This window comes from Gulosibacter sp. (assembly GCF_052090685.1).
Classification (GTDB): Bacteria; Actinomycetota; Actinomycetes; order Actinomycetales; family Microbacteriaceae; genus Gulosibacter.
Genome location: NZ_JBQDBE010000014.1, coordinates 1 through 16,709, shown reverse-complemented (window position 1 = coordinate 16,709; position 16,709 = coordinate 1). Strand labels below are relative to the sequence as shown.

Genomic DNA, 16,709 nt, shown 5'->3' with positions numbered 1-16,709 from the left:
TCTTCTTTCCACGGGCTGGGGTTCACGGGCGGGTGCGGATGCAACCTAGCCAGTTTAGCGACGTAGCGACGCGGATGCGCGTGGCCGGGTTCCCTATTCCAACCCCGACAGAACTTTCGTCGAGTCCATGCGGCTGCGTCAGTGCAGTTCGAGCTCTTCAAGCACCTTCACGAGGTGCTCACGATCGCCCTGATTCAGCCCCAGCAGCGGGTGCGGAAGACTGTACGGCGCAACGAGCCCCAGCTCCTCGGCCACCGCCGCCGCGACCCGGGCACTGCCGTGCGCTGCAAACAAATCCCAGAGCGGTTGGAGGCGGTTCGACTCGGCCACCGCCCGTGCGCGGTCCCCTGCCTGCGCAGCTCGAGTGATCACGAGCGATTCTTGCGGGAGAGTGCCGCCGATCACCGAGAACCAGGAGTCGGCCCCGGCGTTGAGCGCTGCGGCGGCCCGGTTGTCACCTGAAATTCCGATACGGATGTGCGCGGGGACTGCCGCACGGATCGAGGCGACCCGCGACTCCACGTCTTCCACTGCGGGCGGCGGAATTTTGATCGCCGCAACATTGGGGAGCTCCGCAATCCGCGCATACAGATCCAGCGTGAAGGTGAAGCGTGTGGTGCCCGGATTGTCGTAAATGACCAGTGGCACCGAAAGCTCCGCCGTCACCTGCTCGAAGAGGCCAAACACGTCTTCCTCGGTGAGTGGCTGATAGCTCACGGGCGCGAGCAACACGGCATCCGCACCGGCGGCCTGCGCATCCTGTGCGTACGCCTGCACGTGGGAGGTACGCGTCGCACCGATACCGATCATGACCGGAGTCCCATTGGCGTGCTCCACGGTCACCTGCGTCACCCGCCGACGCTCCTCACGATCGAGATACGCATAGGACCCGGTGGATCCCAAGGCGCCAATCGCATCCACTCCGGCGCCCGTGAGTCTCGAAATGAGACCGCGGTACGCCTCCTCGTCGAAGACGTCATCGCGAAGCGGCGTGAGCGGGAAGCCGATGAGTCCGGTAAACATGCGACTCATTGTGACAGCACTGGGCCCGCGGAGGTAAATACCACCAGTGTCGAGAAGCTGTGCTCTTCCTCCAGGTTGCCTATTTAGACTTCATCGATGGTCAATAATCTGCTCGACTGGGTAATCGACGCAGTGCAGCAGTTGGACCCGATTCTCCTGATTCTCGTCGCGGGTCTCGGCATCATGCTCGAAACCAGCGTGCTCATCGGTCTGGTCGTTCCAGGAGACACCATCTTGCTTGTCGCATCCATAGGGGTGACGAATTGGGGGCTGTGGGCTGCCCTCGTCGCTGCGGCAATTATTGGCGCGCTGCTTGGCGAAACCATTGGTTACTGGCTCGGGCATTGGCTCGGCCACCCGATTAAACGCTCGAAACTCGGTCGTAAAGTCGGTGAGGAGAACTGGCACAAAGCGGAAACCTTCCTCAGCCGGCGAGGTGGGCTAGCGGTGTTCATCTCGAGATTTCTGCCGGTGCTTCACTCACTCGTACCGCTGACCGCCGGTATCGCGGGAATGCCCTATCGCAAGTTCATGGCATGGACGATCCCCGCCTGCACCATCTGGTCGCTGGCCTATGTATCAGTCGGTGCCCTCGCAACCGCCAGCTACGAACAGCTCAGCTCGCAGCTCAGCTGGGCGGGCTATATCTTCGTGGCGATCATCGTGTTGTTCTTCGTGATTATGTGGCTCGCGAAGCGCTGGCTCAATCGCCGTTTTGCCAAAGACTTCGAGTAGTGCCACTATCCTGTCGGCATGTGTGGGAGATTCGTAGTTGCCCGAGCGAGTGCCGAGCTCGCTGTCGAACTCGATATCGAGCAGGTTCCCGCCGACCCGATTCCCGAGTCCTATAACGTCGCGCCGACCAATCGCATCCCGCTCGTTGTCGATGCCAAAGGGAGCCGTCGACTCGAGCTCGCCCGCTGGGGGCTGGTGCCGCGCTGGGCAAAGGATATTTCAGTCGGCGTGCGCGCCATCAACGCGCGCAGTGAAACCGCCGCCGCGAAACCCACGTTCCGCGAAGCGGTAAAGAAACGCCGCGGCATCATCCCCGTCGACGGTTATTACGAGTGGCAGAAGCACGCCGATGGTTCGAAGCAGCCGTATTTCATCTATCCGGAAGACCGCTCGATCCTTTTATTTGCCGGACTCTATGAGTGGTGGAAGACCCCGGAAGACGAGTGGCTGCTTTCGGCAACCATCCTGACTCGGGATTCCGCAGGCGAGGAGATGCGCGCCCTTCACGATCGAATGCCGGTATTTCTGGCGAAATCGGATGCGGCCCAGTGGCTTGCCGAGGATCGAGTGGGCGACCAAGCGCTGGTGACCACCGTTGCGGATCGTGCCGCGACTGTCGCGGAGTCACTGACAATGCATCCGGTCGATCCGCGCGTCGGCAACGTACGCGCGAGCGGTGAGGGTTTGATTTCCCCAAGCATGGAAGACTGAACGGGTGAATGCCAAGCGCCGCTCCCGCCGAACCATGGGTGAACTCATTGCGAGCATCCCTTTTATTCGAATTTTCGTGAACAATGCGTTCCGAATCGAAGACTCAATTAAACGGTTCAGGATGCGTCGGGCACGAGAGCGGGGGCATCTCGAAGTTGTCGAGACCTACACCGGCATTGGCTCGACCACGCAAGTGCGCGTGCTCGGCCGGGTGCAAATGGTCCCGGCGGGACTGCGGCGGACAGGTCGGCGGCGCTTCCCTTCATTGCTGCGCAGCAATCGGGAACAGATGGTTCGAGGATGGCGCAGTTTTGTTCGCGTCGCCGTGCCGTATAGCCAGGTCAAAGTGCATCTCAACGGCCACGTGCACGAGTTTGAAGCCGATCGCGGCGGCATTATCGATCAGCTGGTAGAGGTGGCGCTCGAGCCGGGCTGGCGCACCATCAAGTTTGAGAGCGTCGACGGTCAGTTTTCTGAGGCACCGATCTTTATTAAGCCGGATGAGCAAAAGATCGGCATCATTTCGGACATCGACGACACCGTCATGGTGACCTCGCTCCCCCGACCGATGCTGGCTGCCTGGAATACTTTTGTGCTCGACGAACACGCGCGTGCGGCCGTGCCCGGCATGAACGTGCTGTACCAGCGGCTCACGGCAAAGTTTGGGCAGGAGTCAACGCCGTTTGTGTATCTCTCAACGGGTTCCTGGAACGTGGCCCCCACGCTGAATCGCTTTCTCGGCCGGAACCTATACCCCTTCGGTGCGCTGTTGCTCACCGATTGGGGACCGACCCCGCAACGGCTCTTCCGTTCCGGCGCCGATCACAAGCGAGCAAATCTGCGCCAGCTTGCGGAGATCTTCCCCGATGTGAAGTGGGTGCTCATCGGCGATGACGGGCAGCACGACGAGACGCTCTACGGTGAGTTTGCGCGTGACTACCCCGACTCGGTGCTCGCGATCGCGATCCGTCAGCTGTCGAACACCGAATCGGTACTCGCCGGCGGTCGTGCATCATCATCGGCTCGCTGGCGTCGCCACGACCGCCGCGTGCCGTGGGTGCACGGGCCAAACGGGGCCAAGCTCATTCAGGAACTCGCGCGGATCGGCGTCCTCGACCCGGATGCGGCTGCGGCAGAGCTCGTGGATCTCTCCGAATCGCTCGCGAAGACGCGCAGCGCCATGCCCTATCCGCCGACGGAACCAGCTAGCGACTAGCGAGTTGGCTACTGCCAAACCGCTTTTCCCAAACCACCCCTGCTACTTCGCCCGTTTCACCGGCAGACGCATCGTGAACACCGTGCTGCCGGGGATGCTCGACACCGTGAGCGTTCCGCCATGTGCGGCAACGATTGCGTGGCAAATCGAAAGCCCGAGGCCCGTAGAGCTGGTGGTTGCCGACCCGCCTTCGCCGCGACCGCGTGCGGTATCGCCGCGCACAAACCGTTCGAAAATGCTCGGCAGAATCTCCGGGTCAATACCGGGTCCATCGTCCTCGACCTGCACTTCAAACGCGTCATCGATTCGCCGGGTGCGAAGCGTGACGCGTGTTCCGGCCGGAGTGTGCACACCCGCATTACGCAGCAGATTCGCGATCACCTGGTGAATGCGCGATGCATCCGCCAGTATCGGAAGTTCCTCCGGTAAGGCTTCGAGCACCCACTCATGATCGGGGTGGCTGGCCCGAGCATCCTCAAGCGCATCGAGTGCGGTTCGGGTGAGATCGGCTGGCTCGAGACGAAGCTGCTGCCCAGCGTCGAGGCGCGCGAGGAGCAAGAGGTCCTCAACCAGTCCACTCATACGCACGGATGCGGAGTTGATTCGCTCGAGTGAGTGTCGCTGTGTGTCGCCGAGATGTTCGCTGCCGTCACGGCTCGCGAGCTCCGAATATCCGCGGATTGCGGCGAGCGGCGTGCGCAACTCGTGACTCGCATCCGCGACAAATTGCCGCAGTCGCTGTTCCGAGTGTTCGCGCGCCACAAGCGCCTGCTCAACACTGCCGATGAGTTCATTGAGTGCTGAACCGACCTGACCAACCTCCGTGCGCGCATCCGTGTCCGCTTCGGGAACCCGCTCCGGGATGCTCACCTTGCCATCCGACATCGGGCGCGCCGAAACCTGCGCGGCGGTAGCGGCCACGCGATCGAGTGGTCGCAGCGCCCGACGCACAAATTGCGAGGCGAGTGCGGCGAAGAGCAGGATCGCGCCGACCGTGACAATCAGGTAGATCACGACGAGATTCCACGTGGTTGACTGCACGTCATCGTTCTCAAGCCCCGCAACCAGCATCCCTTCATCAACCCCGATGCCGGTCACCTCGGCGGCTTGCACCCGCATCGAGCCGAGTCCGTCAACCGATACCGTTGCGGGGGTGCTCGACGCGGCCTCGAGCACAGCGAGGATCTGTGCCTCGGTAAGATCAGTGACCTCACCTTCGGCACCCGTGTACTCGGCGCGCAGGATCTCGCCGTTCACGACGAGCACGAAGAGCGAGCCGATTCGCGACTCGGGGCCCTCCTCGGCCATATTTCCACCGGGCGGCGAATTGAACTGCGTGTGCAGCGTTTGTTCGAGTCGTTCATCCAAGCGCTCAAGCTGGTTTCGGTGCAGCGCCGTGACCGAGATGGTCCCAACCACCAACGCAAACAGCGACACGAGACCGATAAAGCTCAGCACAAGCTTCTTCCGCAGAGTCATTGGCGGACGCTTGGCGCGCGGCGACTCGGTCGTCACTTGCGTCATGCTTCCTCACGAAGGGTGTATCCGATGCCTCGAACGGTGTGAATCAGCGGTTCACCGAGGGTGTCAATCTTCTTTCGCAGATAGGAAATGTACAGCTCCACGATGCTCGATTTGCCGCCAAAGTCGTATCCCCATACTTTGTCGAGCAACTGGCTTTTCGAGAGCACGCGACGGTAATTGAGCATGAGGTAGCGCAGCAATTCAAACTCGGTCGAGGTGAGCGTGATTCGTACGCCACCACGAAACACCTCATAGGTGTCTTCGTTGAGTTCCAGGTCGGCGACCCTGAGGACGGGTGCATCCTCGGCAGCCAAGGTGCGGACGTGCCTGCGCACGAGCGCGCGAAGGCGTACGACCACTTCCTCGAGACTGAAGGGTTTGGTGACGTAGTCGTCGCCGCCTTCGGCAATGCCCGCAATCCGATCGTCGAGCTCGTCTTTCGCGGTGAGGAAGAGCACCGGGGTCTCGTTGCGTTCCTCGCGCAAGCGCTTCAGCACTCCCATCCCGTCAATTCCCGGCATCATGATGTCGAGGACAATAATGTCCGGCGCAAACTCCCGCACTATATCGAGGGCCTGACGGCCCGTGGCTGCGGTGCGCACATCCCAGCCTTCACCGCGAAGGGTCATTCGCAGCAAATCGGCTAGATACTCCTCATCGTCGGCAACGAGCGCGCGAATTGGGGTCCCATCGGGCCTCGAGAGTGGTGTGGCTTGCGGGGTCATGAATTCATTCAACAACACTTGATTGTGCCCGATCCCGCTATGGCCGTGCGCCGCCAGGGCCACCACCTGGGCCGCCGGCCGATCCGCCGCCCATACCGCCCGCGAGCGCGGTGCCCGCTTCCACCGAGGTAGCCGTGCCGTTGACGCTGACCGTGTAGGTTTCACCGTTCACGATGTTTTCGCTCGAGAAAATTACCGATTGAAATTCCTTGGTCGCGGTGTAGCTGTAGACGCTCTGGCCAGCGGAGTCGAGGAGCTCAATCGTGTCCCCGGCGCTGCCGGTTGCGGATGCTGCCAGCCACCCCTGTTCGCTGTCGGTCGCGGGTGATTCGGCCATGCCGGCACTGCCAACGGCGAGGAGCGTGCCGCCGACGATATCGAGCCCCGAGGCGGTGTCGATTGAGCCATTGGCACCGTCTACCGGACCGTTGATGATGAGCGTGCCGCCGGAGAGCGTGGCGGTACCGTTCGAGTCGAAGCCGTCGCCAACGGCATCGATGGTAACGGTACCGCCGCTCATGGTGAGACTCACACCATCCTGTGCTTCGGCCATCGGGGCGGGAGCGCTGCCCTCGATGGATTCTCCCGAGCTCGCGTTAATACCATCATCGCTCGCGAGGATTGTGGTCTCGCCACCAGAAATATCGATCACCGCGGCTTCAAGACCCTCGTATGACTCGCTGATGTTGATCGTGCCCCCAGCCACGACGAGGTTCTGTTCGGCGTGTATCCCGTCATCGGCACTTGAAAGGTTGAGCGTGCCATCCCCGATCACGACGTCGGTTGCCGCCTCGATCGCGTCACTCTCGCTCGTGACCGTAATAGTTCCGCCGGCAATAGTCACGAACCCGCGCGCTGCATCCTCTTCGTTGGTGCTCTTAATACCGTCGCCGCCCGCGGTGACGGTGATTTCACCACCGCTGATGCTGACCGAGTCTTTGCCGCGCAATCCCTCGTCGACCGCGGTGACCAGGATGTTTCCTCCTGTAATTGCGAGGTCGTCATCGCTCGAGATGCCGTCTTCCACGGTGCCGGTCACCTCGAGTGTGCCGGAGCCCGCGATCGTGAGATCGGCTTCGGAGGCGATTGTCGCCGTGATATCTTCCTGTGCTGCCGAGCCCTCATCGGTGACCGTGTTGATACTCTCGTCAGCGAGCACCAGGGCAACATCATCGGCAGATTCCACGCTAATTGCCGGACCATCGCTACTCGCAATATTCACGCCGTCCAGAATGAGCGTCACTTTGGCGTCGTCAGCGGCAGTCACGAGGATGCTTCCCGCCAGGTCCCCGGTGACGTGATAGGTTCCCGCTTCCGTCACCGTGACGGTGTCGGATTCCTGGTCAAGGTCAATCTCAACTGCCTCGGTCTCGTCCCAGTCCGCCGTGGTCATGACGGTGCTGGCATCGTTTTCGCTGAGCACCGTGTCGGCAGCGGTACCGTCTTCGACGATGTTGTATTCAATTTCGTTCGGTTCGGTGCTCGCGATCGTGCCGAAGGCGCATGCGGTCAGTAGCGTGCTGGTGAGTAGGAGCGCTCCGGCAGCCTGAAGAATACGGCGTTGATTCATGTGATGGTCCTTATTTGGGTCGTGGTGGTCGCGGTTGTGGCGTTCGGGGTTGCGGCGTTCGGTATCGCGGTGATTTGGATGCTCGAATGGCTCTTGAGGAGCTGGAGCGGCCGATGCCAGGCATTGGCGGGTAACTCGGGATTGAGCACAGCAAGGCCCGCGGCAAATTTGCTCATTCGCACCGGCCGGTAGCCGTGCTCCCATAACCAGTGATCGACTGCGCTGGTGCCACCGGTTGCCGGAGATTTGGTTTCGATGACGGCGAGTTCTTCGTTCACCATGGCGCCGCCTCTGGGCAGGCGCCAGCTGAGCCCGGTGTCCACCGTGAACCGCGCTTGATCATCGGGTAACCATCGGGTGCTGCGTCGGTAGTTGTTGTGTAATTGCGGCTGTAGCGCTTGGATCTCGTCGTCAGTGAGCAGATCTGCCGGGATCGTAGCGGTGATGAACTGCCTGCCGTCAGGGGTGATTCTTTGGGTGTCTTCCCGCGAAATCGGCAGTCGTTCCTTCACGGTGAGCCCGCGCGGACCTCGAAGTTTGACCTCGAGGAAAGCCGTGTCAGTATCCCGATAGAGGCGGGTACGCACCTTGAAGCGGCGCCGGTGACGGTACGCCGCGCGGTGATAGCTCCCCAGCGTTGGCGTATCAAAATAGGTGGACTGATAGTCAAGCAGCTCGCGATCATTGATGCGCAGCACCCGGGTATTCCTCGGGCAGTCGCCGAGCAGATCACTCACCAAACGCTGTGGCAGCAGGTACTTCCGGTCAATTCGGGTCTGGAGGGAAGCGTGGTCGTTGAGTTGCTCGAGACTGATGCTGGCGAAGTCACTCACGGCTATGCCACATCCTCGAGATAGTGCACGCGTTGCGGTGCCGCCTCAACTTGTCGTTTCGGTGTGACGCGATACCGCACGTCCACGCGAGTTGAATCGTTAATCAGATCGAGCCCGAGCACGGTCACTCGCGAGACTGGACCGCCGAGCAGCTGCTCAAGCGTGGTGTTGAGCTCCTTGTCATCAGTGATGGCTCGATCGAGTTGAATGACCGCGCTGCGACGCGTGCGCATCATGAGCGGGTGATCGCCGATGTACAGGCCGGCAACCACCAGCGCGAGCAGACCAAGCTGCCAATACGGCTCGGTGGTTGGGAAACCAGAAATCAGTCCGAGTGCGAGTGACGCGAAGTAGTAGGCAACTTCGCTCTGACCGATCTCATTGGATCGCAATCGAATAATCGAGAGCACACCGAAGAGCCCGAGACCGAGACCGATTCCGACCTCCGCTGAGGCAAGCAGTGTGGTGACCGAAAACACTCCGATGTTCACCGCGAGATACGCGGGCACGAGGTCGAAGCGTTGATGGCGTGGCACAAAAAGTGCGAAGACCAGGATGCTGATCGCAAGGAGGTCTGCCGCGAGGAGGAGTGCGGTTGTCATGGTCATTTCCTTTCGTTGTGACCATTTCGCGCCTTGTTCCTATGCCGCACCTATGAATGTGCTTAGCCGCGTTTGAGCAGCAAGTATCCAGCCTCAAGACTGGTTACTTTTTCGATCATGTCGTAGGCTCAGTTTAGCTTCATTCTCGAACATTACTTCGAGACAGTGAGGGAGCCCGTCCATGTTTGTTGGTGAGTCAGTTGAGGTAGATCTTTCCCCTGATGGAGCGCCGGTGCGCTTCATTTGGCGGAATGTGCGCTACGGCGTTACGAGTGCACCCGAGCCCTGGCTCGGGCGGGAAGCGTGGTGGCGTTCGAATGCTCGCGCGCCGCGCGGGGCTGGCGTTCGGTTTGAGCGCGAGATGTGGCGGGTGGATGCGGTGCCGCTGCAGGGCACCCGCGTTCGCCTCGACGGCAGCTTTGATCTCGCACGATTGCCCGATGGCAGTTGGCTGCTGGAGCAAGCCTGGGATGACGAATTGGAAGTGAGGTTATTCGCCTGAAATGAGTACCTTTCCGCATTTGCACGTTGCTTCGGCGCACTCATCCCATCACGGGACAGCGCGGCCCGAGCAGCTTGTCGCGCGCGTGGCCGAGTGGGGTGCGCACGAGGCAGCGATCACCGATCGTGACGGCTTGTACGGGTCAGTCCGGCACATCCGTGCGTGCATTGCCGCGGGAATTGCGCCGATCGTGGGGGTTGATCTCGCACTGCGCTCCCCCGAGGGCAAGACCACCGATGCGCGCGTGACCGTACTCGCGCACGGTGGGCTTAATGGGCACGGGTGGGCAGCACTGTGTCGGCTCACTTCGGCCGCGCACGTGCCTCCTCGAGGCGCGAACGCGACGGCAAAGCGTGAGCACCGCGCCTCGCTTGAACCGAAGCGCTTTCCGCCATTCCTCCTCGGTGAAACCGAGCAGTTGGGCACGGTGCTGCTCGGTCCACAGTCGAATGTCGGTAAGGCACTCGCAACCGGTCGCAAAGCACAAGCTCGCGCCTTACTCGTGGAATGGCAGCAACGGCTTCCCGGCGCAGTGGTCGTTGAAGTGGTCTGCCATCTCACCGAGCCGGGCTCCGCCGCATCCCTCACTCACGCCGCCGCGATGCTCGAGCTCGCGCAGGACTGTAAGGTTCCGGCGATCCTCACGAACCAGGTGCGCTATCTCGAACCCGACGATGCGATCACCGGCGATGTGCTCGACGCCGCGGGGGAACTCAAGCCGCTCGGCGAGTTCCCGCCACAGCCCAATGGACAGTCCTGGCTCAAACCCCCCGAGCGGATGCGCGCGCTCGCCGAACTCATCACCTCGCGCACTTCCCTGGGCGCCGCGGGGCGTGAACGGCTACTCGGCTATACCGCAGAGCTCGCAGCCCGCTGCCGACTCGATCCTGATAGCGACCTGCGGTGGCGACAGCCCAAGGTGCCGGAGCCGGAAGTGCTCGGCATTACTGAAGACAGCAATCGCGTGCTGCGCAACCGCTGTCTCACAGCGCTCAATGAACGCTTCGACTCCCCCGTCGGCGAAGCGCGCACGGCACTCGAACACCGGCTCTACCAGGAACTCGGTACGATTCAGAGCTTCGGGTTCGCGACCTATTTCCTCGCCGTTGCGAATGTATCCGAGCTCATCCGCGACCTGGGCGTGCGCAACCAGGCGCGCGGTTCGGGCGCTTCAAGCCTCGTCAATTACCTGCTGCGCATATCGAACGTGAACCCAATCGAGCACGACCTCCTCTTCGAACGATTCCTCGGCAATAAACGGTCAACACTGCCCGATATCGATATCGACGTCGAATCAGATCGTCGTCACGAGGTGTACCGCGCGATCTTCAACCGCTATGGGAGCGAGCGCGTCACCCTGTTATCGATGCATTCAACCTACCGAGCCCGCGGTGCCGCCCGCGACGCCGGGCTCGCGCTCGGACTCGAAGAGAACCACATTGGTGAGATCGCCAAATCGCTATGGCGGTTCAACGCGGGCCAGTTCCGTGAGGTACTCGCAGAGAAACCCGAGCTTGCTGAACTCGCCGAAAAAGCGAAGACGGACCGTGATCTCAATCTCCTGATCGACCTCACCGAACGACTGGATCGACTCCCCCGGCACTTGTCAATGCATCCCTGCGGTGTGTTGCTTGGCGATTCGAGCCTGCTGTCAACCACTCCGGTGCAGCCCAGCGGCATCGAGCTACCCATGAGCCAGTTCGATAAGGACGATATCGACGACATGGGCCTGCTCAAACTTGACGTGCTCGGTGTCCGGATGCAGTCTTCGCTTGCCTACGCGGTCAAGGAAATCGAACGAGTGCACGGGCCGCACGCCGCGGTTCGTGGTGGACTCAGCCCCGACGCCTCCTATGTGTCAACGACCGGCCACGTCGTCCTCGACGAGATCCCGAAGGATGATGAGCGGACTTTCGAAGAGATCCGCACAACCCACACGCTCGGGATGTTCCAGATTGAATCCCCCGGTCAGCGCGAACTCATCGGCAAAATGCAGCCCGATGTCTATAACGACCTCATTGCAGATATCTCACTCTTCCGCCCTGGGCCGATGAAGGGCAACATGGTCGGTCCATTTCTCGATGTGAAGCACGGGTATGCCTCCCCCGAGTGGCTGCATCCCGATTTCCGGCCGTTTCTCCACGAGACCTACGGGGTTGTGGTCTACCACGAGCAGGTACTGCGTATCTTCCACGAGTGTATGGGGATCAGCCTCGCCGAGGCCGATGAGCTCCGTCGACGGATGGAGCGCTCCGGTGAGGGAATTGAGGAGCAGTTTCGGCAGCAAACTCGCAAGAATCTCGATCACCAGGGCCGTCGACGCTTTAGCGATAAACAGATCGACGAGATTTGGGATGTGTTGAAGGGCTTTGGTTCTTTCGGGTTCTGCAAGGCCCACGCGGCAGCGTTCGCGCTGCCCACGTGGCAGAGTGCGTGGCTCAAAACGCACTACCCCGCGGAGTTCTTTGCGGGGCTGCTCACCCACGATCCGGGGATGTACCCCAAACGGCTGCTGCTCGGCGATGCTCGTCGAATCGGCGTGCCCATTCTGCCGATCGATGTGCAGATTTCGACCGACCGGTTCGTGGTTGAGCGGGTACAGGACACACCACCGGGACACGAAACCCGCACTGGCGATCTCGGTATTCGTCTCGCGCTCGCCGACATCCGTGGGATGAGCGAATCCGAGCAAACCCGCATCATCGCCGAGCGTCCCTACGAGGGGCTCGGCGATTTCCTCACGCGCGCGCGGCCATCGAGACCGCTCGCGGAACGACTCGCACTCATCGGTGCCCTCGACACGCTCGAACCGGGGCATCCGACGCGTGGTGAACTGCTCGCTGCGGTGCGCCGTCGCCCTCGGGTACGGCCGAAGCCAGCACCGCCGGATGCGCTCGAGCTACCGCTCACACTCGGACACGAAGGACATGCGCCGGTTGAGCACACCGGTGAGCCCGAACTCACCTCACGAGAACGAGTGCAGGCCGAGCTTGACGTCCTCGCGCTCGACCTCTCCGAGCACGTAATCGATAGCTACCGGCCGCTGCTGGACGAACTCGGGGTCACCCCCGCGGGTGAGCTGCTCGGGCTTCGCGGGGGCACCGAAGTGACCGTCGCGGGCGTTCGTGTGGCAACGCAAACCCCGCCGATGCGTTCGGGAAAACGAGTGGTCTTTATTAGCGTGGACGATGGCACCGGCTGCGCCGACGCCACCTTCTTTGAGGATGCGCAACAGCAAAGCGGCAACGTGCTATTTGGGACGCCCCTACTCCTCATTCAAGGGAAGGTACGCCGAACCGGTGACCGCGGCGTCTCGATTCAGGCCGATGCCGCGCAGGATCTCAAACGGGTTTGGGAGGAGTGGTCGGCGATGCGGTCAAGTGCTCTTGCCACGTCTCCCACATCCGATTAATTTCCACCACAACCAGCGAGTGCACCCGATCATCGCTGAGCAGGCGATTGTGTCCCAGCGAACTCACCGCACGGTTTCGCCCACCCCGCACACGGCCACGCACCCCCACAATCTCGTCATACACGGGCGCGATCGAGGCAATCCGGTGATCCTGCGCATCCATTTGTTCAAGCTGCAACTGCGCCGGGGTCCCCACCCGCAACGTCACAATCTCGCGCCCGAACTTTGTAAGCCCGTGCACATAGCGGGCTGCGGTGGCACCCGCGAACGGCGCCGCCAGCGCCACTGCCCCCACCACAAGTTCACCTTCCGGATCGTCAAGCAGCACGCGTTTCGCAACGAGCCCGCCCTTGGAGTGCGTCACGAACACCACCGGTTGCAGTTCGCCATGCGTGTCGAGAAACCGGTGCACATGCGCCGAGAGTGCCTCGACAGAACTCATATTGAGTCCAAGCTGCGGGAGCACGGCAACCTGGAATCCGCGTGCCATCAAGCCATCAGTCAGCGGCGAGAGGAACTCCCAAGAGGTCATTAGCCCCGAGAGCGCAACAACCACCGGCTTTTCCGGATCCACCCGGCTCGGGTCAGCGAGCAGGACCGCACGCCGGCCCCGCACTTTCCGCTGCGCACGCATCCCGGCGCTGCGGGCTTGCCACCAGGTCCAATACAGCGAGTCAGCGGTCGACGCCCACGCCCGAACCAGCGCGCGCCAAACCCGCAGCTGCCATCGCAGCCGGACGGGTTGTTGCGGTGTCACTAACTTGCGCTCAAAACCCGCTGCTCGAGTTCGAGCAGTTCGTGTTTCATCGCTTCGCCACCGCCGTAAAACCCGACACTGCCATCAGCCTTGACGACACGGTGACAGGCGGAAATGATCGGCAGCGGATTATTCGCACAGGCAGAACCCACCGCGCGAGCGGCCCGGGGATGGTTCAGTAGGTCAGCAAGCTCGCCGTAACTCCGCGTCTCGCCATAGGGGATGTTCGCCAGCTCACGCTGCGCGCGGCCGGCAAATCCGCCGGTGGCTTCCGACCAGTCCAGCGGCACGTCAAATGACTGTCGCTCACCCGCAAAGTACTCGATCAGCTCTTGCGCGGCTTGATCAAGCAGTGCCTCCGCTGCCGAAGAACCCGCCGCCGAATCAAACCCGAGCGGCAGTGAACCGGGCAGCCAAATGCGGCGGAGCCCCGTGTCCGATGCTTCGAGACCAAGTTCACCAAAGGACGTTTCAAGTCGCCGCAATCCGGTCATGACGGAAGCACCTCACGAAGTAACCCGGTGTCAACGTCGGCGACGAAGCCACGCACGTTCTTGTGTTCGATAAAGGGTGACTGCATGATGCGACGAATTGATTCCCGCACACTCGAGTCCACGTCCTTGAACGACTCTGCCTTCCAGTGTGCTCGGGCACCTGTTTCGCGCATCAGTAGGTCATCAAATTCGTCTTCCGAAAACGTCGACAGCCCACAGTTCGTGTGGTGAATCAAGATAATCTCGCGCGTACCGAGCATGCGCTGGGAGATGGTCAGCGAACGAATCATGTCGTCAGAAATCACGCCGCCAGCATTACGAATAATGTGCGCTTCACCAAGTTCGAGCCCGAGCAATCCAAAAATTCGGAGACGAGAGTCCATACACGCGACGACCGCGACTTCCCTCGACGGTCGCAATGGCCGCGGCCCCGGATACGTACTTGCGTACTCCTTGTTGGCAACGATCATTTCTTCGGCAAACGACATATTTCGCCCCTTTCAGACTCATCCGAGTCTAAACCTCGCTACGGGTGCAGTAGGAGGGCCACAAGAAAAATCACTGGCACCGACAGAATCGTGGTAACGAGAATCGACTCTCTCGCCAGTGATTCCGCGACCCTGTAGTTCGCAGCGTAGGTGTAAATATTCTGTGCTGTCGGCAATGCCGAGACCACCACCACCGCGAGCAGCGTCACGCTATCGAGGTCGAAGACGAACACCCCGAGCAGCCACGCCACGGTGGGATGGATGAACGTCTTCAACACGGTGGCGAGCCCCACCTGGTAGCGGTCCTTACCCCGGAACGGTAACGCATTGTCCCGCAGCGACATCCCAAAGGCGAGCAATACTGCGGGCACACTCATCGCGCCAATGAGCGCTATGGGTTCCAGCACAAAACCCGGGGGTGTCACCTCGAAGATATTAAGTAACAGTCCAAGCAGCGAACCAAGCACAACCGGGTTCGTGAAGGGCCGCAGCACAAGCTGCCACCACGGCAGTTTTCGGCCCTTTCGCGTCGCCGAGGTGACGTCGAGGATGCCGAGCATCACCGGGCCCAAGATGAGTTGCTGCACCAGCATGACTGGCGCGACGAGCGATCCGTCACCCAGCACATAGACGGCAATGGGGATACCTAGGTTGCCGGAGTTGACGTAGCTCGACGCCATTGCCCCCACGGTGGTTGGGCCGACTCCCCAGCGAAATATGGCGCCCATGATGGTGTAGACCACTGCCATGGCGACCATCGATGCCGCGGTGGCAATGAACTGGTCGCTGAACAACACCTCAAGCTCAGCATTGAACATGAGCCCGAACAGCAGCGCCGGAGTGGCGACGTGGAAAGCCAGCCCGTTCAACACCTGTCGCCCGTGCTGGCCGAGCCAGCCTGTTCGGTCGATCACCACACCAACTGCGATGATGACGCCGATGACGCTGAAGCCCTCCAGCACTCCGACCACGTACGCCTCCGCTCAGTAGCGGCTGCTCAACGTTGGTCGCGCGATTAGGGCATCAGCAAATTAGGTTCTTGCGATGTCTGCTGATTGAGCAGCCTCTCGAGCAAACTTACGATACTCCCGCGGCGACTTTTCATATGCCAGGCGGAAGGCGTTCGAGAAGTGCGTTGCATCCGCAAACCCCCACCGCAGACCAATCTGGCGAATCGGGTCTTTACAGAGCGGATCAATCAAATCGCGCCTTGCCATCTCGAGGCGTCGCTCACGAACCCACGTGGAGACCGTTGCGCCCTGTTCTTTGAAGAGCGCATGCAGCGTTCGCACAGAAATATAGTGCGCATCAGCAATTCTTTGTGGATTGAGTTCCAGATCACCAAGGTTTGCCATGATGTATTCGCGAATTTTCATCAGCAATTCGAGCTGTGAATTCGACCGCCCGGAAACGCTGAGGTTTAGTCGCTCCATTACGCAAGCCGAAATCATGTCCACAATCGCTTGCACAAATACAATTCCGCCGGGCTTCTCCAAAGCACTAAGGTTTGTGGAAACTCCTGTCAGCAAGGGCGAAATAACTGCACCCAAACCAGAATTACCGGCAATGTGAAGTCCACCTATTTGAGCAAAGCCGTGCGGCGGCAGTGAAATAAGTTGCTGCGGAACCATCATGAGCATCGTGCTGCCCTCAACAAACTCACGCCGATATGGCATGAGCGTGTCGAAAATTGCGATGTCGCCTCGCTCTAGTTCGGCAGAACGTTGCGCTTGGTAGAGCCGTGACCGACCCGACACCTGATGCACCATGACGTAGTACGGCTCACCGCCGCGCTGTGAGAGCTCTTCAAGTGGTGCGGAGCGGTGTTCAGTTGCGGAAACGGTAAAAAACCGCACACCACCGACCGTCAGATTTCGCAGTCGGGCACGAAATTTGCCATTCAACGACTCGATTGCCAACGGCAACCGCAGCGAAGTTGCGACTTCTCGCCAATCCTCAACGCTGTGAATATCTAGTTCGACCATTTTTGATTGTTCAGACATACCGCCTCCCTTGCCGGGGTATGAGCTAATGATAGTGACTCTTTGTTGAAAACGCATGCTCCGCGTTGACTCATAAGAAACCTCCGCGTAGCTCGATACGTTGCCTCATTTGAA

At 60.8% G+C, this 16,709-nt stretch carries 16 protein-coding genes; 5 read left to right on the top strand and 11 right to left on the bottom strand.

Features of this window, described 5'->3' with window-relative positions; translation table 11 throughout:
• Nucleotides 1–138: 138 nt before the first annotated feature.
• Entirely contained in the window at nucleotides 139–1,023 is an 885-nt protein-coding gene (locus ACTHXA_RS10285) for a dihydrodipicolinate synthase family protein (protein ID WP_441672030.1), read from the bottom strand.
• A gap of 96 nt (nucleotides 1,024–1,119) precedes the next feature.
• Between ACTHXA_RS10285 and ACTHXA_RS10280 the strand changes: the two genes are divergently transcribed.
• From ACTHXA_RS10280 to ACTHXA_RS10270, 3 genes are read left to right on the top strand one after another with little or no spacing between them, the layout of a single operon-like run.
• Nucleotides 1,120–1,758: a DedA family protein gene (locus ACTHXA_RS10280; protein ID WP_441672028.1), complete on the top strand. Its 639-nt coding sequence runs from the start codon at nucleotides 1,120–1,122 to the stop codon at nucleotides 1,756–1,758.
• Between the two features lie 18 nt (nucleotides 1,759–1,776).
• Nucleotides 1,777–2,469, top strand: coding sequence for an SOS response-associated peptidase (locus tag ACTHXA_RS10275; RefSeq protein ID WP_441672026.1), 693 nt, complete (start codon nucleotides 1,777–1,779; stop codon nucleotides 2,467–2,469).
• 4 nt (nucleotides 2,470–2,473) lie between these two features.
• Nucleotides 2,474–3,685, top strand: a complete 1,212-nt coding sequence (locus ACTHXA_RS10270; protein WP_441672024.1) for an App1 family protein — start codon at nucleotides 2,474–2,476, stop codon at nucleotides 3,683–3,685.
• Between the two features lie 42 nt (nucleotides 3,686–3,727).
• On the opposite strand, the gene ACTHXA_RS10265 is transcribed toward ACTHXA_RS10270, so the two are convergent.
• From ACTHXA_RS10265 to ACTHXA_RS10245, 5 genes are read right to left on the bottom strand one after another with little or no spacing between them, the layout of a single operon-like run.
• Entirely contained in the window at nucleotides 3,728–5,209 is a 1,482-nt protein-coding gene (locus ACTHXA_RS10265; RefSeq protein ID WP_441672022.1) for a sensor histidine kinase, read from the bottom strand.
• Nucleotides 5,206–5,934 carry a response regulator transcription factor gene (locus tag ACTHXA_RS10260; protein ID WP_441672020.1) on the bottom strand — a complete coding sequence of 243 codons (729 nt, stop codon included), beginning with the start codon at nucleotides 5,932–5,934 and terminating at the stop codon, nucleotides 5,206–5,208. The genes ACTHXA_RS10265 and ACTHXA_RS10260 overlap by 4 nt, the downstream gene beginning before the upstream one ends.
• A gap of 37 nt (nucleotides 5,935–5,971) precedes the next feature.
• Complete coding sequence (locus tag ACTHXA_RS10255; protein WP_441672018.1) at nucleotides 5,972–7,504, bottom strand: carbohydrate-binding domain-containing protein; 1,533 nt, start codon at nucleotides 7,502–7,504, stop codon at nucleotides 5,972–5,974.
• Nucleotides 7,501–8,337 carry a polyphosphate polymerase domain-containing protein gene (locus ACTHXA_RS10250; RefSeq protein ID WP_441672016.1) on the bottom strand — a complete coding sequence of 279 codons (837 nt, stop codon included), beginning with the start codon at nucleotides 8,335–8,337 and terminating at the stop codon, nucleotides 7,501–7,503. Before ACTHXA_RS10250 ends, ACTHXA_RS10255 begins: the two co-directional genes overlap by 4 nt.
• Nucleotides 8,338–8,339: 2 nt before the next feature.
• Nucleotides 8,340–8,939 (bottom strand): DUF4956 domain-containing protein, encoded by a 600-nt coding sequence (locus ACTHXA_RS10245; RefSeq protein ID WP_441672014.1) that lies wholly within the window; start codon nucleotides 8,937–8,939, stop codon nucleotides 8,340–8,342.
• A gap of 181 nt (nucleotides 8,940–9,120) precedes the next feature.
• Here ACTHXA_RS10245 and ACTHXA_RS10240 point away from each other — a divergent pair, with 181 nt between their 5' ends.
• On the top strand, nucleotides 9,121–9,441 hold the full coding sequence (locus ACTHXA_RS10240; protein ID WP_441672012.1) for a DUF6504 family protein: 321 nt from the start codon (nucleotides 9,121–9,123) through the stop codon (nucleotides 9,439–9,441).
• A gap of 1 nt (nucleotide 9,442) precedes the next feature.
• Nucleotides 9,443–12,853: a DNA polymerase III subunit alpha gene (locus ACTHXA_RS10235; protein ID WP_441672010.1), complete on the top strand. Its 3,411-nt coding sequence runs from the start codon at nucleotides 9,443–9,445 to the stop codon at nucleotides 12,851–12,853.
• Here ACTHXA_RS10235 and ACTHXA_RS10230 read toward each other — a convergent pair.
• From ACTHXA_RS10230 to ACTHXA_RS10210, 5 genes are read right to left on the bottom strand one after another with little or no spacing between them, the layout of a single operon-like run.
• A complete protein-coding gene (locus ACTHXA_RS10230; protein ID WP_441672008.1) occupies nucleotides 12,783–13,610 on the bottom strand; it encodes an esterase/lipase family protein in 828 nt (275 codons plus the stop codon). The two genes, ACTHXA_RS10235 and ACTHXA_RS10230, sit on opposite strands and share 71 nt — an antisense overlap.
• Nucleotides 13,610–14,104: a methylated-DNA--[protein]-cysteine S-methyltransferase gene (locus ACTHXA_RS10225; protein WP_441672006.1), complete on the bottom strand. Its 495-nt coding sequence runs from the start codon at nucleotides 14,102–14,104 to the stop codon at nucleotides 13,610–13,612. Before ACTHXA_RS10225 ends, ACTHXA_RS10230 begins: the two co-directional genes overlap by 1 nt.
• The gene (locus ACTHXA_RS10220) at nucleotides 14,101–14,592 is read right to left on the bottom strand and encodes a beta-class carbonic anhydrase (protein ID WP_441672004.1); all 492 of its coding nucleotides are present in this window, start codon (nucleotides 14,590–14,592) and stop codon (nucleotides 14,101–14,103) included. Before ACTHXA_RS10220 ends, ACTHXA_RS10225 begins: the two co-directional genes overlap by 4 nt.
• A gap of 38 nt (nucleotides 14,593–14,630) precedes the next feature.
• Entirely contained in the window at nucleotides 14,631–15,563 is a 933-nt protein-coding gene (locus tag ACTHXA_RS10215; RefSeq protein WP_441672002.1) for an AEC family transporter, read from the bottom strand.
• A 60-nt stretch (nucleotides 15,564–15,623) separates the two neighbouring features.
• A complete protein-coding gene (locus ACTHXA_RS10210; protein WP_441672000.1) occupies nucleotides 15,624–16,595 on the bottom strand; it encodes a helix-turn-helix domain-containing protein in 972 nt (323 codons plus the stop codon).
• Nucleotides 16,596–16,709 lie beyond the last annotated feature (114 nt).